The organism is Mycobacterium sp. 5-140-3-2, assembly GCF_035666375.1.
GTDB classification, from domain to species: domain Bacteria; phylum Actinomycetota; class Actinomycetes; order Mycobacteriales; family Mycobacteriaceae; genus Mycobacterium; species Mycobacterium intracellulare.
This window is the reverse complement of sequence record NZ_CP142025.1, coordinates 2,631,220-2,649,979: the sequence shown is the minus strand read 5'-3', so window position 1 is coordinate 2,649,979 and position 18,760 is coordinate 2,631,220. Positions and strand designations below refer to the sequence as shown.

Here is an 18,760-nt window from a genome sequence, read left to right as displayed (position 1 = left end):
ATGACCGACCGAACCGAACGCCCGTGGGCGGCAAGCCCGCTTGACCGGGGCCCCGCATCCGCCGATGTCATCGTCGTGGGCGCCGGTATCACCGGGCTGATGACGGCGGTTCTGCTGGCCCGCGCGGGCAAGGACGTGCTGGTGCTGGAGGCGCGCACGGTGGGTGCCTGCGCGACCGGGAACACGACCGCCAAAATCAGCCTGCTGCAAGGCAGTCAGCTCTCGAAGGTGCTGCCGCGGCACGGCAGGGAAGTGGCCCGGGCCTACGTCGACGGCAATCGCGAGGGACAGGAATGGGTGCTGGGCCACTGCGAGGCGCACGGGGTGGCGGTGCAGCGCGAGGACGCCTACACCTACGCCCAGTCGGCCCGCGGCGTGCCGTCGGCGCGCGCCGAACTCAAGGCGTGTCAGGCGGCCGGCCTGCCGGCGGTGTGGGAAGACGATGCCGACGTGCCGTTCGACTACCACGGCGGCGTGCGGCTGCCCGACCAGGCCCAGTTCGATCCGATGCCCTTCCTCGACTCGTTGGCCGTCGAGTTGCTCAACCGGGGTGGGCGGCTGGTCGAGGGCACCCGGGTGCGACGAGTCTCCACGCGCGGCAAGGGCGTGCGCGTGCACGTCAACGACGCCGCCCAGCAGGACGTCGAACTTCAGGCCGGCCAGCTGGTGCTCGCCACCGGGATCCCGATCCTGGATCGCGGCGGCTACTTCGCGCGGGTCAAGCCCAGCCGGTCGTACTGCCTGGCCTTCAAGGTTCCCGGCAACATCACCCGGCCGATGATGATCACCACCGATTCGCCGACACGTTCGGTGCGCTACGCGCCCGTCGCGGATGGGGAAAGGCTGATCGTCGGTGGGGCGGGCCACACCGTCGGCCGCGAGAAGAGCCCGTCCGAAGCGCTCGATGAGCTGGCGACGTGGACGCGCAAGCACTTTCCGGGGGCCGTGCAGACCCATTTCTGGTCCGCGCAGGACTACACGCCGATCGACCACCTGCCGTATGTGGGCCCCATCCTGCCGAACAATGAAAACATCTTTGTTGCAACGGGTTTCAACAAGTGGGGCATGACCAATGGCGCCGCGGCGGCCTTGGCGCTGTCGAGCCGGATGCTGGGTGGGCGGATGGATTGGGCGCGCGCGTTCGCCAGCTGGAGTCCGCACGAGCTGACCGGCCTGGCGACGGCGCTGCAGGCCAACCTCGAGGTCGGCTTCAATTTGACCAAGGGCTGGATCACCCCGGCGGCACGCATCGGCCGCCGCAGCCCCGACGGGGAGGGCGGCGTGGTGAGCGGCCCGCCGTGGCAGCTCGAGGCCCGCTGCCGCGTCGACGGCACCGAGCACCGCGTCTCACCGGTGTGCCCGCACCTCGGCGGGATCGTGAATTGGAACGACGCCGACAAGGCGTGGGAATGCCCGCTGCACGGGTCGCGCTTCGCGCCCGACGGCACCTTGTTGGAGGGGCCGGCGACGCGCGATCTGACCGCGTAGACCGCCTGAGCTCAGCCCGCCTTCTCAAAGACGAGCCAGCGCAGCTCGATCGGGCAGTCGTCTCGCTCGACGTCGAACACGTCGATGCCGGTGGCCCACCCCTCGAACCACGCCGTGGGCGGCCACGCCTCGGCGGGCAACCGCGCCTTCTCGTACTCGTAGGCGGAGTCGTCGGCGACGGGCTCGAGCGGCAGGCCCACCGCCGCGCCCTTCACCTCTTCCCGGGTGAAGATCATGCTGTTGCACTGTTGGCCGAGTTGCACCGCGGCGTCGTCGGGCACGTAGCCGTCGCGGGCCAGGAAGGTGTTGAAGACCAGGCGCCCGCCGGGGGCCAGACATTCGGCGGCGAGTTCGAACATCCCGCGCAACTCGTGCGGAGTCCGGAAATCGGGCACCACCTCCGAGAGCACCATCAGGTGGTACCGGGCGTGCGCACCCTCCATGGCGGTGAACACGTCGCTTTGGATGACGTTCACGCGCAGCGCTTCGCGGCCGGCTTCCGCGCGGATGACGTCGGCGAACTTCGCCGTCATCTCCACCGCATCGACCTGGTGGCCGCGGCGGGCCAGGGCCAGGGCGTTGCGTCCGGTTCCCGCGCCGACGTCGAGCACCCGAAAGGCGGCGGGATCGGCCGCCTGCGCGGCGAGGTCCAGCACGCGCGCGTCCGGTTCGGTGCCGAATAGCGGCGGCGGGCGCACGGCGACCCACTGCTCGTAGTCGGCCTCGATCGTCCGCGCGTCGGCCTGGACGCGGAAGTCCACACCGGCCGACCCGAACGGGGAGTGGTACGAGATGACCACGTCGGACCGCGGGGATGCCTTGAACGCCTTCGCCAACTCGGTTTCCAGCGCGGCCCGCAGCTGCGCGGACTGTTCGGGGGTGTACCAGACACCCAGCGTGGCGCACACGTTGGCGCACAATTGCACGTACTCGTCGATCAGGCCCGGCACCGCCGGCACCCGGAGCTGGCCCTCGGCCGACGATCGCCGATACATCCGCCGGATGAGCGCCTCGCGCAGCATCGACGGGTCGAATGATCCCTCCGGCGGTTCGTGCACCAGAACCTTCTACACGACCGATCGGTTTTGCACCACCGCCAAGCCGGTGCGCCTATCAGTCCCGCCGCGCCGTGCGGGCAGCGTCTTCGAGGAGATCGGCGGCGCGGGCGACGCTCTGGGCGGGCTCGGTCACTTGGGTGGCGACCTCGCGCGCCCGTTTGAGGTAGCGGGCATCCAGGACCGAGCGCAGGTCCGCGACCAGTGAGTCCAACGTGGACGCCGAGAACGCCCGCGCCACGCCGACTTCCAACGCGCCGACGGCCTCGGCCCACATCGGCTGATCGAGCCAGAGCCACAGAATCAGCATGGGCACTCCGGCCCGCAGGCCCGCGGCGGTGGTGCCGGCCCCGCCGTGGTGCGCGATCGCGCGGCAGGCCGGAAACACGGCGGCGTGATTCACCTCCGTCACGATCTTGACGTGATCTTCCGGCGGGAGGCCGGTGAAATCGTTTGGGCCGCTACAGATCAACGCCCGCTCGCCCAACCGGGCGCAGGCCGCGCTGATGACGGCGACCGTCTCGGCGGGAAAGGTGACGGGGGTGCTGCCGAACCCGAAGTAGATGGGCGGCGTCCCCGTGGCGATCCAGGACAACACTTCGTCGTCGGCCTCGCCCGGCATGCCCAGCGTCAGCGAACCGACGAAGGGCCGTCGGTACTGCGGGGTTGCCCATTGCTTTGCCAGCTCGGGCACGCACAACGCGTCATAGGCCTGAATCTCCAGCGTCGGCCCCGTGGACGCCACGGCCTGCGCGGGCAAACCGAGCGCTTGGCGTTGCGCGTTCTCGGCCGCGCTGGTGACCTGGGACTGCAACCAGCCGAGTTCCAGGGCGGCCGCCGGGAAGAAGTGCAGCGCGGCCAGCGGAATGCCGAAGCGCTCGGCGACGTTGGCGGCGAGCCTTTGCTCGTTCATCCCGGCCACCAGCAGGCCGGCATCGGTCGCCAGGCGGGCCAGCGTCTCGCTCTTTGCGGCCCAGATGTTGGTGACGCGCTCCATGAGGTGCGGCAAAGCGCTGATCGGATCCTGCACGTTGCGGATGAAGTCGGTGGCGGTGTCGAGCTGCTCGCGGCTGTCGGGCCCGTAGGCGACCGCGGCAAGCCCGGCCGATTCGGCCAAGGCGAGCTTGTCGGGCGGCACCGCGATCACGACGTCGTGGCCCCGGCGTTGCAGCTCCCGCGCGACGGCGGCACAGGGTTCGACGTCGCCGCGGCTGCCGTAGGCGGCCAGCACACATTTCATTAACGGACCTCACTCGCGGTGGTGCCACAAATCCAAGCAGAGCCGGCGGCGCCCAACCTTCTGGGCGCGAGAAGCCCAACCTGACCACGCCTTTTGTCGGTGCCCGGCGGACGCCCCCGTGCCCGAATCGATGCGGCGACGCCCTTGCGGCCCCACCGACCACGCGCCGAAACGATTTGCGCGGCGCGCGCCAAACCCTTGTGAGTTTCCTGTGTCATGTGCCGGTAACCTATCGTTAACCCATCGCAACAATTTCGCTGTATTCGTTAACGTTGGGCCACACTTGCGAAGGTGTGAGACCGATCCCTCAGCAGTCGGGACGGTCTCGTTAGGTCGCCTTCCTTCGCGGTACCGGCGCTGCCCGAAGGAATGCGATTTGTTTGCTGTTCGGCTGGCTACCCCCATACGACGCGCACCGGAGCCGTCGGCGCCCTCGCGGCCATGAAAGCGATCGGAGGAGAACGTGGACTTCGCAGTACTACCGCCGGAGGTCAACTCCGCGCGGATGTACGCCGGTCCGGGGTCGGGACCCATGCTGGCCGCCGCCATGGCCTGGGACGAATTGGCCGCCGCGCTGCAGTCGACGGCGGACTCGTACCAGGCGGAGATCACTGCCCTCACCTCCGGCCCGTGGGTCGGCCCGTCGGCTGCCGCCATGACCGCGGCGATCACCCCTTATCTCGAGTGGATGCGGACCACCGGCGCCCAGGCCGAAGAAGCCGCCACCCAGGCCCGGGCCGCGGCCTTCGCCTACGAGACGGCCTTCGCCGAGACGGTGCCGCCCCCGGTGATCACTGCGAACCGCACCCTGCTGGCGTCCCTCGTCGCGACGAACTTCCTCGGCCAGAACACGCCGGCGATCGCCACGACCGAGACCGAGTATGCGGAGATGTGGGCGCGCGATACCGCGGCGATGTTCGGCTACGCGGGTTCCACGGCGTCGGCGACCAGGCTGACACCGTTTGCCGAGCCCGATCAGACCACCAACTCCGGCGCCGACCAATCCGGAGCCGTGGCCCAGGCCACCGGCACGGCCGCCGGGAGCACACGCAATGCCGTTACGCAGCAATCACTCTCGGCGGTGCCCAACATGCTGAGCCGAGCGTCCCTGGCACCGAACGCCTTGGCCGCCGACCCGTCGCCGGTGGAAGCCCTGGACGTGGGTGCCGATCTCATCACGTATTTTCTGGACGCACCGGGCAGCTTGGTCACGTTTTTCGTCGACGCACCCGCGGCTACGATTGCCCTTCCCTACGACATCGCCGGTGCCCTGACCGGTTTCCACACCGATGACATCGTCAGCGGCTGGGCCGGGGTGCAGTCGTTCCCGGGGACGGGCGCGGTGCCGCCATCGCCATTCCCCGTCATCACTAACCCGGCCGGTGGATTCGGAACTCTCGCGTCAGCGGGGCTGGGGGAGGCCAACACCGTCGGCGGCCTATCGGTACCGCCCGGGTGGACAGCCGCCGCCCCGGCGATCAGACCGGCCGCGCTGGCGCTGCCGGCGACCAGCGTCGGCGCCGCCGCGGAAGCCGCGGCCGCAGCCGCCCCCAGCGGCACCGGGAGCCTGTTCGGCGAGATGGCGGTGGCGAGCATGGCCGGGCGCGCGATGGCCGGCACGAGCGCGTTGGGTCGCGAGCGAAGCCGGGCCGAGACGGCGAGATCCCCGCGCGACCCGAACAAGCGCGACCCGAACAAGAAGGACAAGGCGGACGAGTCCGCAACGACCCCGCAGGTGTCGGCGGGGGGACCGATCACGAGCATCGCCGCCGAGCTGCGCGAGCTGGCATCGCTGCGCGACGCCGGAATCCTCACGCAGCAGGAATTCGAGGAGCAGAAGAAGCGGCTGCTCCCCGGCTGACCCAGCGGTTCCGTTGCCGCCGTTGTGAGAAGTGGTGACGCCCTGCGATTTGGGGCACAGTGGGCAGTGACGCTCGAGTGAAGGTGCCTATGGACACGTCGTCGACCGGCAACGGCCCCGGTGCCGTGCAGATGCGCGTGGAGGCGCTGCTTCGCTACCCGGTGAAGTCGATGCTCGGCGAAACGGTGGATGCCCTGGCGGTCGACGAGCGCGGCGCCGAAGGCGACCGGCGGCTCGCGCTCGTGGACGGCGAGACCGGCCATGTGGCCAGCGCCAAGAATCCGCGGCTCTGGCGGGACCTCTTGACGTGCACCGCCCGCGCGGGCGCCGACGGCGTGAGCATCAGGCTGCCCGACGGGACGGACGTGGCCTTCGACGACCCCGTTGTCGACGAGCTGATCTCCCGATTGACCGGACGACGGGTCCAACTCGTGGCCCAGCGGCCCGAGGGGGCCACGCTGGTTCGCCCCGATCCGGAGCAACTGCTCGAACTCGGTCTCGACGCCGAGGTCGACGGCCGTATTCTGCGGATCGCCCAGGCCACCCCGGGGGACTCGTTCACCGACGAAGCCCCGCTGCACGCGATCACCACGGCGACCCTCGAGCACATCGGGGTGGAGGCGCTGCGGTACCGGCCGAATCTGGTGATCGCGACACCACCGGACTATCCCCCGTACGCCGAAAACGATTGGGTCGGAAGCGATATCACCGTCGGTGAGGCGCGGCTGCGGGTGCTGACCGCCACGTCACGGTGCGTGGTTCCCACGCTCGAACACGGCCCCCTGCCGCGTGCCCCGCAAGCGCTTCGCATCCCCGCGAAGGAAAACCGGTTGAACACGGGCGGTCACGGGGCGCAGGCCTGCGCGGGGGCCTACCTCTCCGTGGTGACCAAAGGCGTTATCCGCGTGGGTGATCCGGTCGGCATCCGGCCGTAGCCGTGGCATCAGCCGCCCAGATTGCGCACCGCCGTGTCGAGGTCTTCGCCCTGCTCGGCCAGTTCACGGTCGGATAGCTCCGCGCGCCCGATGCGCTGCACCAATTCCTGGCGGGTGGCGACCTGCAGGGCGCCTCGATATTCGGCAGAGTTCAGGTCCTCTGGCGTGACGACCGCGGCGCGCCCCTCGACCACCACGAGTGTGGCGTCCTGCTCTTGGCTGGCGAGTAGCCGACGAACGTCGTCGGCCCCGATGGTCATGAGCCGTCCAGCTGTGACAAACCGTCGATCATGCATGTGGCTATGCCCACTCCGGGGCCGAGGTAATCAGAAAATGTCGTCATCGTTTCCGACCCGCTAGCCTGTCGCCCCAACCATTTTCATCACCAGCAGCACCGCTACCGCGATGAACGCCACGACGAAGATGCCGACGGCGATCACTGTGAGCACCGAGCTGGGCGTGAATCGCCGGGTGTTCGGCGGTTGCGGCTCGGACACACCGGATGTTTGGGGCGCGGCCGGGGGAGTAGCGCCCGGTGCGGTTCCTCCTCCCGGCTCGAGTCCGGGGGTTCGTGCGGGGTCAGGATCGGGAGGTTGCGCGGTCATGGCGGACAGCGCTCCTTTCGCCGCCGGTGACGGTCGATACGCCCGGCCGCATCGCGACGCGGATGCACTTGTCTTTCTTGTTCTTGAACAAGTCGTAGGCCCGCACGCCCTCCTCGAGCGGCACGTCGTGGGTGATCAGTTTGGCCGGGTCGAGGTCGCCCTGCTCGACGTAATCGAAAAGCCGGGTTATGTAGCGTTGTCCGTGTTGCTGCGCCGTCTTCAGCGTCAGGCCTTTGTTGGTCAGGACACCCGTCGGGAATTTGTCGGTCAGCCCGTACACCCCGAGCACCGACACGACTCCGCCCTTGCGGCAGGCCAGGATCGCCTGGCGCAGCGCGGTGGCGCGGTCGGTCTCCATGCGCAGCAGTTGCTTGGCCCGGTCGTAGAGTTGCTGCACGCCGGTGCCGTGACCTTCCATGCCGACGGCGTCGATGCACGCATCGGGGCCGCGGCCGCCGGTCATCTCCCGAAGCGTCTCGTGCACGCTGTCGACCGCGGTATAGTCGATGGTTTCCAAGCCAAAGGCGTTGCGCGCCAGGGCCAGCCGCTCCGGTATGCGGTCGACGACGATGGCCCGCTCGGCGCCCAACAGCAGCGCGCTCCGGGCCGCCATCAAGCCCACCCCGCCGGCTCCCCAGACCGCGACCGTGTCGCCACCGGCGATGTCACAGAAATCGGCGCCCATGAAACCCGTCGGCACCGCGTCGGACAAGAACAGCGCCTGCTCGTCGGCGATGTCACCGGGAATCACGAAGCAATTCGCGTCGGCGAACGGTACCCGGACGTATTGGGCGTGGGATCCGGCGTAGCCCCCGAACGGATGGGTGTATCCGTAGATGCCGCCGGAGGGATAGCCCAGCAACGGCTGCTGCAGCTCGGCGTTGGGATTGGTGGTGTCGCAACACGAATACAACTCGTGATCGCAATACCAGCAGCGGTTGCAGGCGATGAACGACGGGACCACCACACGGTCGCCCACCTTGGTGTCGCGCACCTCGCGGCCCGTTTCCGCCACCACGCCCATGAATTCGTGGCCGAAGATGTCGCCGGCCCGCATGCCCGGCAGGTAGCCGTCGATGAAGTGCAGATCCGATCCGCAGGTCGTGGTGAGGCGGACTTCGACGATCGCGTCGTGCGGATTCAGGATCTTCGGGTCATCGACCGTCTCCACCGAGAGATCGTTGACCCCGTTCCAGCACAGTGCTCGCATGTTGGGCCTTTCGCTTAGCGCGCGGACTCGCGTGCGCTGGGGTTGGACTGGATGGTCGGCACCTCGCCGGTCTGCATCAAGGCGCGCAGCCGGTAGAGGACCTTGAAGGCCGCCGCGCCGGACAGCAACGCGGGCGCGGGCGCCTGGACGCACAGCGTGACCTCGGTGCCCAGCTCGCGCGGGGCGGGCCGGTAGTTGACGACGATCTGGTTCCCGTTGCCGACGAAGCGGATTCCGCCGGATTCCTCGACCAGCGTGGAATCCCAGGCCACGTCAGGCGCCGCGGATGACCGCCAGCGATAGCGATTCCGTCCGTCGGATTCGACGTCGGCGATGTCGCCGAGCACCACCGACAACTGGTCGGGGTCGTGCCAAAAACGCTCGATCCGCTCGACGGGGCACGCGATCGTGACCGTTTGCGCCTTGGCGCGTCGCGGCACCTTGTCGATCACCCTGTTCACCGCGCCCAACACTTGGTTTTTCGCGAAGCCGAGATAACTCACCGCGCGCTCCCTCCGTCGGGGCATTGCGGTACCCGCCCACGGGCCGCCCAAACCGACCGCGGGCGCGGGGCCGGTGACGCGAAGGGGTCCCTACAGCGGATCGCCGTCCGGCGATGCCGTCTGCAAGGTGCGGCCGACCGGCGGGTCGGTCACCGAATAGGCTGCGGGCCAAGGCTTTTCGTGCGGTCCGCCGCGTTCATGGAGCCGGAATCGCCGGCGTCGTCAGTTTTCGGAGTTCGGTGTGGGACTTTGCGCGGATTCCCACTTCGCCTCGAGGGACCTCTCCACCGTGGTGCCGGCGGCCAGGTCGAGCTGAAAGGTCTCCCCGCGGTCGCTTTCCAGCGTGACGAGATATCCCGCATCGGTGGGGTCCTTGAACACGACCTTGTAGGGCTGTGCGCCGGAGCCGCGGTCAACGGCGATGATGTCGCCAGGGGTGACGTCGTCGATGCGGTCGTTACCGGAGGCTTTGGACATACCGCCGACCGTAGCCGATGTCCGCCCGCCGCGGCCGGGGCCCGGTCAGGGCTGCAGGAAGGCCTTGATGGCGCGCCGCTCATCCATGGCCCGGTAGGCCTCGGCGACTTGTTCAAGCGGCAGGTGTAGGTCGAAGACCTTGCCGGGATTGATTCGCCCGTCGAGCACCGACTCGATCAGGTCGGGCAGGAAGTGCCGGACCGGGGCGGGGCCGCCGCGGAGCCCGACCTGACTCCTGAAGAGTTGCTCGCCGGTGATGCTGACGTCGTGGGGGACTCCCACGAACCCGACGAAGGCGCCTGGGCGGGCGGATTGGATGGCTTGCTGCATGGATTGGCCGGTACCCACGCATTCGAGCACGGCGTCGGTGCCGACGCCTTCGGTCATGTCCTTGATGACGGCGACACCGTCGTCGCCGCGCTCGGTGACGATGTCGGTGGCGCCGAACTCGCGCGCCAGCTTCTGCCGGGGCTCGTGGCGGCTCATCGCGATGATCCGCTCGGCGCCCTTTTCGCGGGCGGCGAGCACCGCGCACAAGCCGACCGCGCCGTCCCCCACGACGGCCACCGTCATGCCGGGAGCGACGTTGGCCGCTTCGGCGGCAAACCATCCGGTCCCCATCACGTCCGACAGGGTCAGCAGGTCCGGAATCGATTCGTGGTCGGGTTGGTCGGGGAGGGCGACCAGGCTGCCGTCCGCCCACGGGATGCGGATCACCTCCGCCTGGCAACCGCTCATCAGTACCCCCTGCACACACGATGTTTGAACTCCGTTGCGGCAGTTCGGGCAGGTGCCGTCGGAAGCGAAGAAGGATCCGATGACGAACTGGCCGGGCTTGACCGAGGTGACCTCGCTGCCAACGGCTTCGACGACGCCGCAGTATTCGTGACCGAACGGCTTGGGCTCGGGAACGGGGTTGATGCCGCGGTAATCCCAAAGATCCGAGCCGCACACGCACGTGGCGGTGGTGCGGACGATGGCGTCGGTGGGGGCGACGATCTCGGGGTCCGCGATGTCCTCGAAACGGACGTCGCCGGCGCCGTAAATGACGGCTCCTCGCATGATGCCTTCCCTCCCGCGCCAGCCGGCCCTACCCAAATCGATGGGTTTCAACCGCGCCTCGACGCCATTTGACGTGCCCATCCGTCGAGTCGGACGCGACGGCCCTGCCGGCAAGAGTATCGCCCTGCCGCTCTTTCGCGCATGGCAAGGCGCCTCCGTCACGAACGATGTTGCGGCAGTTGTTAATTCACGCCCGCCGACCGCGGCGATGACGTCCTGGCGATCAGTGACGCGGTTCACGTCGTGTTTGAGCCACCGAGTCCGTGGAATCCCCCTGCGTGAACGAACGTTCTTGGCCAACGCCGCAAGGAGAAATTTCGATGAGTAAGCACGACAAGGCAGACGAGGCGCGTAGGGGCCTGATCGATTCGGTCAAGGGCAAAGCCAAAGAGGTCGTCGGCGCCGTGACGGGCAATGATTCGCTGACCGCCGAAGGACAGCTCGAGCAAACCCAGGCGCACGAACGCAAAGAAGCGAACGCAACCGAGGCCGTCGCCGAGGCCCAGGCCAAGCAAGCGCGGGATGACGCGGCCGAAGCCAAGGCGGATGGCGCCCGACAGCGCCTGGCGGCGAACGCCAGCGCGGTGGTTACGGAGGATTCGATCGAAGCCCGACAAGCCGCGCAGAAGCGCGCGGCCGAGCGCGCGGCGCAGCAGACCGCCGCAACGGAACAAACGCGGGCTGAGCTCGACGCACAACAGCAGATCCAACGGGCCAAGGCCGACGAACGCGAGGAAATCGGTGACGCGACGGAGGACGTCGTCGATGCCGCCGCGCAGCATCAAACCTCGGTGCAGGTGGCCGCGAACGAAAAGGCGGAGGCCGATCGCCTTCGCCACCATGCCCAGAACGTGTCCGACGAAGCCGACCTGCCCTGAGGGCGGGCCACGTACAGGAGAAAACGATGAAAATATCCGACGCCCCGTTGGCGGTTCTGCGGTTTCACTACCAACTCGCCCGGTTCCCGCTGCAGTTGATCGAAGATCGGGTCGTTACCCGAATCCCAGCGGAAGCGCGTGCGCGGCTGCTCTATGAGCGCTCGCTCGGGATGCTTGACAGCACTGTCGGGAATGCGCTCGGCGATCCCCGGCTGGTCGAGCGGGGGACGGCGCTCGTGGAACGCAGCGACGCGCTCGGACGTGCCGCACAGCTGGATGCGACGGCGGCGACCAGGAAAAAGCAGGCCGACGCGGAGTTGGCGGGTGCTCGTGACGAGGCGATCGAGGAACGCCAGCAAGCGCAGGCGGCAACAGCTCAGGAGATCGCGGAGGCCCGCAACGCCGCCGGGGACCGCAAGCGGCAGGCGGCAGATTCGGCGCAGAAGGCGAGCGCCTCGGCAAAGCAGCGCGTCGACGAGGCGGCCGCCAAGCAGAAGGACGCCGTCGAATCGGCAAAACGCCAGGTGGAGAACAGGACTCAGGCCGCCGAGCGGGCCGCGTCCAAGGCTTCCGCCGCCAAACTCGATGAGGCCGAGGACAAGCTAGGCGAGGCCGCCGACAAGCGCGCCGAAGCGGATCGCGTCGCGGATTTGGCGGCCGCCGAAAAGCAAGAACGCCAAGAGCGGCGCGCGAACGACTAGAACCTGCCTCAGACGCGCGGCGCGGCTTGGTTGACCTTGTCGGCCGCGAACGTCGCGGCCTGGGCCGTCATCCCGGCGTCGATGTAGGAGACGTGCGCGATGATGTTGCCGCCACCCGAGCAGATCGGGTCGTCGGGGGCGCACAGGCTGATGGTCTTGGCGCCGTACGCCGGGTTGATCGTGGGGAGCGGCTGGCCGCCCCACAACATGGTGGAGAAGCCGCTGGACGGCTCGCCGAAGAGGGCGACGGCGGCGACGTGGTCGGCCGCCGAGGCGGGCAGCGCGTTGGTGGCGAGGTCGATCACCGTCGAGCCCTGCGAGTACCCGCCGAGCACGATCCGCGAGTTCGGGCAGCTGGCCACGGTGTCCTGGATGTGGGTGGCCGCGTCGTCCGCGCCGGCGTTCGCGCTGTTGTGGTAGTCGTCGTTGGCCGGGTAGTTGACGGCGTAGACGTCGACGGATCGCCCGCCGAGCTGCGACGTGAGCGAGTCGACGAACGCCTGGCCGATGTTGCCGAGGCCGGGCTCCTGGTGGGTGCCGCGGGCGAAGACCACCGAGACGTCCGAGCATGGATCGGCGGCGGCGGTCGGAGCGCCGATGGGTGCATTCAGCAGCGCCCACGCCGTCACAGTCGAGATACCAACGAAGCGAGCAAGTCTGCGTGCATTCATCCCCGAATCCTGACACATGCGCCACGACGACGGTGGCGGTGGCCGGTTCGGCGCCATCCGCGGCACGTCAACGGCCACGCCACTGCGGCTTGCGCTTCTCGCTCCAGGCCCGGATACCCTCGGCCACGTCTTCGGTCGCGCCGGCCACCTTGCGCATCGTCTCGCCGAAGCGCACCGACTCGATCCAGCCCATGTCCGCGGTCCGCCAGGCCACCTCCTTGGTCGCCCGCTGGGCCAACGGTGCGGCCTCGGTGAGGGTGCGGGCCCAGGCCTGCGCCTCGGCCTGCAGTCGGTCGGGCTCGACGAGCCTCCAGACCAGGCCGACCTCTTTGGCGCGCTCGGCGCTCATCGGCTTGCCGGTCAACAGCAGTTCCATGGCGTTGGCCCAGCCCACCCGCTGCGGCAGCCGGATCGCCCCGACGATGGTGGGCACCCCGATCGAGACCTCGGGGAAACAGAACGTGGCCTCGGTACTGGCGATGACGAAGTCACAGAACAACACCCCGGTCACCCCGTAGCCGATGCAGGGACCGTGCACGGCGGCGATCGTCGGCTTGAACAGTTCCATCCCGGATTCGAACGAGTTGATCGTCGGTTTCTCCCAGAAGGTGCCGCCGAACGTGCCGACGGAGCCTTCGCCGTCCTTGAGGTCGCCGCCCGCGCAGAACACGCTGCCGTTGGCGGTCAGGATCCCGACCCAGGCGTCCAGGTCGTCGCGGAAACGATCCCATGCGGCGTTGAGGTCCTGGCGCAGCGCGCCGTTGATGGCATTGCGCGCCTCGGGGCGATTCAGCGTGATGGTGGCGACGTGATCTTGCAGCTCATAGGTGACCAGACTCATGCCTGCAGAGTATTGCGCCGGGCGTGACGACCCACCGATACGCCGGGCGCGAACCTACCTCACGGCGTGCGGGAGCGGCGAGAGTCGTCGGAAACCCCGGGGCGCCCAACGGCTTTCGCGGAGAGACGCCTGACGTCATCGAACCGCACGCTGACACGCTCGAAGGCCTTGACGCGTTCGGCTTTGACTTTCTTGGTGTAGGTCCTGCGGTCGGCCGGCGTGAGGTCCGCGTCGTCGCTGAACGCGCTGAGCAGGGCGCGCGGGTACAGCTTTTCCCCCAAGACGACGTTGACCTCGGCGCACAACACCAGCGCCACCGAGGCGAGGAACAGAAAGGCCAACGCCCCCAACACCAGTGCGAACACACTGTTGGTGGCGCTGGCCCGTTTCACGGTGTGCGCGACATAGCCCGCCCCGAACCACTGCAGCATCTGCCAGATGAAGGCCGCGGCGACCGCCCCGGGCAACACCTGCCGGTACGTCAGTGCCCGCGCGGTTGTCACGCGAAAAGCCACCAGGCAGATCAACGCGTTGATCACGACGGCGGCGAGCGCGAGGCCGGCGGTTTCGAGAATGCCGACGGCGCCGGCGGCGTGACCGACCGCGGCCAACACGGTGGCCGCGATGGCCGCCGAGCCGAGCACCAACAGCAACAGCAAGCTGCGCAGGCGTGACCGAATGGGGTTGGGCCGCTTGTGTTTCGGCACCGCCCAGACGGAATCCATCGCGTTCTGCAGCGCCTGTCCCACACCCAGACCGCCGTATAGCGCTCCGAGCAGGCCCACGATCACGCCGACGGCGCCTCCGCTGAGCCCCTCGGGGTGATGCAATTGGCTGCCCAGGACCGGGAACTGGCTCAGCGTGCTGTGCAGCACCTGTGCCTGCAGATCGGGCCGGCCGGCCAGCACGACCCCCAGCGCGGTGGTCAACAGCAGCAGCAGCGGAAACAGGGACACCAGCGCGTAGTAGGTGATCAGCGCGGCGAGGTAGCCGCCCTGATCGTCGTTGTATTTGTAGATGACGGCGACGATCACGCCCACGGTTCGATTCCGTCGCTGCAGCTCGTCTAACCAACCGACCATCGCCGATCACGTCCCCCGCACAAGCCCGCATCCCGTTCAATGCGCTCGCCAGGTCATACCCGAATTGGGCCGCCGTCAACCGCGGTGGGCGCCCTGGGGCTTGGGACGCCACCGGCGGCGGGTGCCTATTCTGTGCGGGGTGGCCGGACCGTCTGCAGCGCAGTTGCGCAACCAACTCGACGGCCTGACGTTGCGCGACGCCGCCCGCATCGGCAGGCGCCTGAAGAACCTCCGCGCCGCCACGCCCGAGAAGCTGCGGCGGCTCGCCGACGAGATCGCGGCGGCGCGGCCGCTCGTCGCGGCCCGCCAGGCCGCCGTTCCGACGATCACCTACCCCGACCTGCCGGTCAGCGCACGGCGGCAGGAAATCGCCGACGCAATCCGCGGGAATCAGGTGGTGGTGATCGCCGGGGAGACCGGGTCGGGCAAAACCACGCAGCTGCCCAAGATCTGCCTGGAGGCGGGTCGCGGCATCCGCGGAACCATCGGGCATACCCAGCCCCGCCGGCTGGCCGCGCGCACCGTCGCCCAGCGCATCGCCGACGAGCTGGCAAGCCCGCTGGGCGAGACCGTCGGCTACAGCGTGCGGTTCACCGACCGGGTCGGCGACCGCACCCTGATCAAGCTGATGACCGACGGAATCCTGCTCGCCGAGATCCAGCGCGACCGCCGCCTGCTGCGCTACGACACCCTGATCCTCGACGAGGCACACGAGCGCAGCCTCAACATCGATTTTCTGCTCGGCTATCTGCGCGAGTTGTTGCCGCGCCGGCCCGATTTGAGGGTGATCGTCACCTCGGCGACCATCGAGCCGCAGCGCTTCGCCGCGCATTTCGAGAATGCGCCGATCATCGAGGTGTCCGGGCGGACCTATCCGGTCGAGGTGCGTTACCGGCCGCTGGAGGTCGCCGTGCCTTCCGCATCGACGGACGATCCCGACGATCCGGACCACGAGATCGTCCGCACCGAGACCCGCGACGAGATCGAGGCGATCGTCGACGCCATCCGTGAACTCGAAGCCGAGCCGCCCGGCGACGTCCTCGTCTTTCTCTCGGGTGAGCGCGAGATCCGTGACACCGCAGATGCTTTGACGTTTTTGACGAACGGCCCGGGCCACACCGAAGTGCTTCCGCTGTATGCCCGGCTGCCCACCGCCGAGCAACAAAAGGTGTTCGCGCCGCATACCGGGCGTCGCGTCGTGCTGGCGACCAACGTCGCCGAGACGTCGTTGACCGTGCCGGGAATCCGCTACGTCATCGACCCTGGCAACGCCCGGATTTCGCGCTACAGTCGCCGCCTGAAGGTGCAGCGGCTGCCGATCGAGCCCATCTCGCAGGCCTCCGCCGCCCAACGGGCCGGCCGGTGCGGCCGGGTCGCGCCCGGCGTGTGCATCCGGTTGTACTCCGAGCAGGACTTCGCGGCCCGGCCGCGCTACACCGAGCCCGAGATCCTGCGGACGAACCTCGCCGCCGTGCTGCTGCAGATGGCGGCGCTGCAAATCGGCGATATCGAAAAGTTCCCGTTCCTCGATCCGCCGGACCGGCGCAGCGTCCGCGACGGCGTCCAGCTGCTGGTCGAGCTCGGCGCGTTCGACGGCCGGGGCGCGATCACCGAGCTCGGCCGCCGCCTTGCCCGGCTGCCGGTCGACCCACGGCTGGGCCGGATGATCCTGCAGGCCGAGACCGAAGGATGCGTGCGGGAGATGCTGGTTTTGGCCGCGGCGCTGAGCATCCCGGACCCGCGGGAACGGCCGAGCGATCGCGAGGAAGCCGCCCGCGAAAAGCACGCCCGCTTCGCCGACGAACACTCCGACTTCATGTCGTACCTCAACCTGTGGCACTATCTCCGCGGACAACGGAAGTCGTTATCCGGCAGCGCGTTTCGACGGATGTGCCGATCCGAATTCCTGCACTACCTGCGCATCCGCGAGTGGCAGGACCTGGTCGGCCAGCTACGCAGCATCGCCGGCGACCTGGGCATCGTCGAAGACACCGCCGGCGAGCCCGCCGATCCGGCCCGCGTGCACGCGGCGCTGGTCGCCGGGTTGCTGTCGCATGTGGGCATGCGCCGCGAGGACACGCGCGAGTACCTGGGAGCGCGTAACGCGAACTTCGTGCTGGCGCCCGGCTCGGTGCTCACCAAACGGCCGCCGCGCTGGGTCGTCGTGGCGGAGTTGGTCGAGACCAGCCGGCTGTATGGGCGCACGGCCGCGCGCATCCAGCCGGAGGTGGTCGAGCGGGTGGCCGGCGACCTGGTGCAGCGCACCTACAGCGAGCCGCATTGGGACGCCAAGCGCGGCGAGGTGATGGCCTACGAGCGGGTGACGCTGTATGGCCTGCCGCTGGTGGCGCGCCGCCGCGTCGGATACGCCCTCATCGAGCCGGTGGTGGCGCGCGAGCTGTTCATCCGGCACGCCCTGGTCGAAGGGGAGTGGCAGACCCGGCATCACTTCTTTCGCGACAACGCCCGGCTGCGCGCCGAGCTCGAGGAGCTCGAGGAGCGTGCCCGCCGCCGCGACCTGCTGGTCGGCGACGACGACGTCTACGCGCTCTACGACGCCCGCGTTCCCACCGAGGTGGTCTCGGCGCGGCATTTCGACGCGTGGTGGAAACGCCAGCGGCACAAGACACCCGACCTGCTGACGTTCACCCGCGCCGACCTGCTGCGCACCGACGACAACGCCGGCACCGATCGGCCCACCACGTGGCGGACGGGCGACGCCGCGCTGCCGCTGACCTACCGGTTCGAGCCGGGGGCCGCCGACGACGGGGTCACGGTGCATGTCCCGATCGACGTGCTGGCGCGCCTGGGGGGTGACGAGTTCGCCTGGCAGGTACCCGCGCTGCGCGAGGAACTGGTCACCGCGCTCATCCGCTCACTGCCGAAAGACCTGCGCCGCAACTTCGTTCCCGCCCCCGACACGGCACGCGCGGTGCTGGCCGCAATCGAGCCGGCCGCCGAGCCGCTGCTGTCGGCGTTGCAGCGCGAATTGCGCCGTTGCACCGGGGTTTTGGTGCCCGTCGAGGCGTTCGAACTGGACAAGCTGCCGCCGCACCTGCGGGTGACGTTCGCGGTGGAGTCCCCTGACGGCGCCGAGGTCGCCCGCGGCAAGGATCTGCAGGAGCTGCAGGAACGACTCACGACGCCGGCCCGCCGCGCGGTGGCGCACGCGGTCGCGGGCGAGCTCGAGCGCACCGGGTTGCGCGACTGGCCCGACGATCTCGACGAACTGCCGCGCGTCATCGAACGCGCCGTGCAGGGGCGCACCGTGCGAGGCTTTCCGGCGTTCGTCGACACCGGCGGCGCCGTCGACCTACGCGTGTTGGCGACGCCGGACGAACAGCACCGGGCGATCGGTCCCGGCCTTCGGCGATTGGTCCGGCTCAGCGTTGCGTCCCCGGTGAAAGCCATTGCGCGACAACTTGACCCGCGCACCCGTCTGACGCTCGGCACCAACCCCGACGGTGACCTGTCCGCGCTGCTGGAGGACTGTGCCGATGCCGCGGCCGACACCCTCATGCCGACGCCGGTGTGGACGCGGGGGGAGTTCGTCGCGTTGCAAGAACGCCTGGGAAAGACCTTGGCGCCCACGGCCGCCGAGATTGCGCGCGCGGTCGAGCGGGTGCTCGCCGCCGCCCACGACGTGCGACTCCTGCTGCCCACCAACCCGCCGCCCGCGCACTCCGAGGCGATCGCGGACGTGCGCGCCCAGCTCGACCGGCTCTTGCCGCCGGGCTTCGTCACCGCGACCGGCCGGGCGCACCTCGCCGATCTCACCCGCTATCTGCTCGCGATCCGTCGCCGGCTCGACGGGCTGGCGCGCGGCGCCCAGGCCGACCGGGAGCGGATGGACCGGGTGCACGCCGTGCAGGACGCCTACGACGAACTGCTGCGTGAGCTGCCACGAACGGCGAGGACGGACCCCGGCGTCCTCGATATCGCCCGCCAGATCGAGGAACTCAGGGTGAGCCTGTGGGCCCAGCAGCTCGGCACGCCGCGCCCGGTCAGCGAGCAGCGGATCTACCGCGCCATGGACGCTGTGCGCGATCGTCGCTGAATGTTTTTCCCCGCCACTTTCAACCTATAGCGCACCCCGGGGCTTGCCGCAAGACCCAGGTGATGTCGCAAAATCGCTGTCCGAAACCAAAATT

General features: G+C 68.9%; 17 protein-coding genes. 6 read left to right on the top strand and 11 right to left on the bottom strand.

Going from position 1 to position 18,760, the window contains the following annotated elements:
- Positions 1-1,488: an FAD-dependent oxidoreductase gene (locus tag P6281_RS12470; protein WP_008256678.1), complete on the top strand. Its 1,488-nt coding sequence runs from the start codon at positions 1-3 to the stop codon at positions 1,486-1,488.
- An 11-nt stretch (positions 1,489-1,499) separates the two neighbouring features.
- Here P6281_RS12470 and P6281_RS12465 read toward each other — a convergent pair whose 3' ends face one another.
- Positions 1,500-2,510, bottom strand: a complete 1,011-nt coding sequence (locus P6281_RS12465) for a class I SAM-dependent methyltransferase (protein WP_263651982.1) — start codon at positions 2,508-2,510, stop codon at positions 1,500-1,502.
- A 91-nt stretch (positions 2,511-2,601) separates the two neighbouring features.
- Positions 2,602-3,783, bottom strand: a complete 1,182-nt coding sequence (locus P6281_RS12460; RefSeq protein ID WP_036428872.1) for a glycosyltransferase — start codon at positions 3,781-3,783, stop codon at positions 2,602-2,604.
- Between the two features lie 463 nt (positions 3,784-4,246).
- Here P6281_RS12460 and P6281_RS12455 point away from each other — a divergent pair, with 463 nt between their 5' ends.
- Positions 4,247-5,644 (top strand): PPE family protein, SVP subgroup, encoded by a 1,398-nt coding sequence (locus P6281_RS12455; RefSeq protein ID WP_014382550.1) that lies wholly within the window; start codon positions 4,247-4,249, stop codon positions 5,642-5,644.
- An 89-nt stretch (positions 5,645-5,733) separates the two neighbouring features.
- The gene (locus tag P6281_RS12450; RefSeq protein WP_089151747.1) at positions 5,734-6,579 is read left to right on the top strand and encodes an MOSC domain-containing protein; all 846 of its coding nucleotides are present in this window, start codon (positions 5,734-5,736) and stop codon (positions 6,577-6,579) included.
- Between the two features lie 8 nt (positions 6,580-6,587).
- Here P6281_RS12450 and P6281_RS12445 read toward each other — a convergent pair whose 3' ends face one another.
- The 6 genes from P6281_RS12445 to P6281_RS12420 form a co-directional block, all read right to left on the bottom strand.
- On the bottom strand, positions 6,588-6,839 hold the full coding sequence (locus P6281_RS12445) for a hypothetical protein (RefSeq protein WP_038536277.1): 252 nt from the start codon (positions 6,837-6,839) through the stop codon (positions 6,588-6,590).
- A 96-nt stretch (positions 6,840-6,935) separates the two neighbouring features.
- Complete coding sequence (locus P6281_RS12440; protein ID WP_134770564.1) at positions 6,936-7,184, bottom strand: DUF6480 family protein; 249 nt, start codon at positions 7,182-7,184, stop codon at positions 6,936-6,938.
- Positions 7,159-8,394: a zinc-dependent alcohol dehydrogenase gene (locus P6281_RS12435; RefSeq protein WP_029385454.1), complete on the bottom strand. Its 1,236-nt coding sequence runs from the start codon at positions 8,392-8,394 to the stop codon at positions 7,159-7,161. Before P6281_RS12435 ends, P6281_RS12440 begins: the two co-directional genes overlap by 26 nt.
- A 14-nt stretch (positions 8,395-8,408) precedes the next feature.
- On the bottom strand, positions 8,409-8,897 hold the full coding sequence (locus P6281_RS12430; RefSeq protein ID WP_014384690.1) for a hypothetical protein: 489 nt from the start codon (positions 8,895-8,897) through the stop codon (positions 8,409-8,411).
- A gap of 222 nt (positions 8,898-9,119) precedes the next feature.
- Positions 9,120-9,374 (bottom strand): hypothetical protein, encoded by a 255-nt coding sequence (locus P6281_RS12425; RefSeq protein ID WP_009957172.1) that lies wholly within the window; start codon positions 9,372-9,374, stop codon positions 9,120-9,122.
- Positions 9,375-9,419: 45 nt separating this feature from the next.
- Positions 9,420-10,436: a zinc-dependent alcohol dehydrogenase family protein gene (locus P6281_RS12420; protein WP_014384689.1), complete on the bottom strand. Its 1,017-nt coding sequence runs from the start codon at positions 10,434-10,436 to the stop codon at positions 9,420-9,422.
- A 320-nt stretch (positions 10,437-10,756) separates the two neighbouring features.
- Here P6281_RS12420 and P6281_RS12415 point away from each other — a divergent pair, with 320 nt between their 5' ends.
- Complete coding sequence (locus P6281_RS12415) at positions 10,757-11,314, top strand: general stress protein CsbD (RefSeq protein ID WP_009957170.1); 558 nt, start codon at positions 10,757-10,759, stop codon at positions 11,312-11,314.
- A gap of 26 nt (positions 11,315-11,340) precedes the next feature.
- The gene (locus P6281_RS12410) at positions 11,341-12,015 is read left to right on the top strand and encodes a hypothetical protein (RefSeq protein ID WP_014382546.1); all 675 of its coding nucleotides are present in this window, start codon (positions 11,341-11,343) and stop codon (positions 12,013-12,015) included.
- An 8-nt stretch (positions 12,016-12,023) separates the two neighbouring features.
- Here P6281_RS12410 and P6281_RS12405 read toward each other — a convergent pair whose 3' ends face one another.
- The 3 genes from P6281_RS12405 to P6281_RS12395 all read right to left on the bottom strand — a co-directional run bounded on the left by P6281_RS12405 (position 12,024) and on the right by P6281_RS12395 (position 14,609).
- Positions 12,024-12,686, bottom strand: coding sequence for a cutinase family protein (locus tag P6281_RS12405; protein ID WP_026071609.1), 663 nt, complete (start codon positions 12,684-12,686; stop codon positions 12,024-12,026).
- 67 nt (positions 12,687-12,753) lie between these two features.
- Positions 12,754-13,527: an enoyl-CoA hydratase/isomerase family protein gene (locus P6281_RS12400; protein ID WP_014382545.1), complete on the bottom strand. Its 774-nt coding sequence runs from the start codon at positions 13,525-13,527 to the stop codon at positions 12,754-12,756.
- A 59-nt stretch (positions 13,528-13,586) separates the two neighbouring features.
- Positions 13,587-14,609 (bottom strand): YhjD/YihY/BrkB family envelope integrity protein, encoded by a 1,023-nt coding sequence (locus tag P6281_RS12395; RefSeq protein ID WP_020188935.1) that lies wholly within the window; start codon positions 14,607-14,609, stop codon positions 13,587-13,589.
- 139 nt (positions 14,610-14,748) lie between these two features.
- Here P6281_RS12395 and hrpA point away from each other — a divergent pair, with 139 nt between their 5' ends.
- The gene (gene hrpA / locus P6281_RS12390) at positions 14,749-18,666 is read left to right on the top strand and encodes an ATP-dependent RNA helicase HrpA (RefSeq protein WP_324738916.1); all 3,918 of its coding nucleotides are present in this window, start codon (positions 14,749-14,751) and stop codon (positions 18,664-18,666) included.
- Positions 18,667-18,760 lie beyond the last annotated feature (94 nt).

Bases quoted from the DNA above. Each gene is read 5' to 3' on its own strand.
- P6281_RS12470 (WP_008256678.1), top strand. From the start codon at position 1: ATGACCGACCGAACCGAACGCCCGTGGGCGGCAAGCCCGCTTGACCGG.
- P6281_RS12465 (WP_263651982.1), bottom strand. From the start codon at position 2,510: ATGCTGCGCGAGGCGCTCATCCGGCGGATGTATCGGCGATCGTCGGCC.
- P6281_RS12460 (WP_036428872.1), bottom strand. From the start codon at position 3,783: ATGAAATGTGTGCTGGCCGCCTACGGCAGCCGCGGCGACGTCGAACCC.
- P6281_RS12450 (WP_089151747.1), top strand. From the start codon at position 5,734: ATGGACACGTCGTCGACCGGCAACGGCCCCGGTGCCGTGCAGATGCGC.
- P6281_RS12445 (WP_038536277.1), bottom strand. From the start codon at position 6,839: ATGACCATCGGGGCCGACGACGTTCGTCGGCTACTCGCCAGCCAAGAG.
- P6281_RS12440 (WP_134770564.1), bottom strand. From the start codon at position 7,184: ATGACCGCGCAACCTCCCGATCCTGACCCCGCACGAACCCCCGGACTC.
- P6281_RS12435 (WP_029385454.1), bottom strand. From the start codon at position 8,394: ATGCGAGCACTGTGCTGGAACGGGGTCAACGATCTCTCGGTGGAGACG.
- P6281_RS12425 (WP_009957172.1), bottom strand. From the start codon at position 9,374: ATGTCCAAAGCCTCCGGTAACGACCGCATCGACGACGTCACCCCTGGC.
- P6281_RS12420 (WP_014384689.1), bottom strand. From the start codon at position 10,436: ATGCGAGGAGCCGTCATTTACGGCGCCGGCGACGTCCGTTTCGAGGAC.
- P6281_RS12415 (WP_009957170.1), top strand. From the start codon at position 10,757: ATGAGTAAGCACGACAAGGCAGACGAGGCGCGTAGGGGCCTGATCGAT.
- P6281_RS12410 (WP_014382546.1), top strand. From the start codon at position 11,341: ATGAAAATATCCGACGCCCCGTTGGCGGTTCTGCGGTTTCACTACCAA.
- P6281_RS12405 (WP_026071609.1), bottom strand. From the start codon at position 12,686: ATGAATGCACGCAGACTTGCTCGCTTCGTTGGTATCTCGACTGTGACG.
- P6281_RS12400 (WP_014382545.1), bottom strand. From the start codon at position 13,527: ATGAGTCTGGTCACCTATGAGCTGCAAGATCACGTCGCCACCATCACG.
- P6281_RS12395 (WP_020188935.1), bottom strand. From the start codon at position 14,609: ATGGTCGGTTGGTTAGACGAGCTGCAGCGACGGAATCGAACCGTGGGC.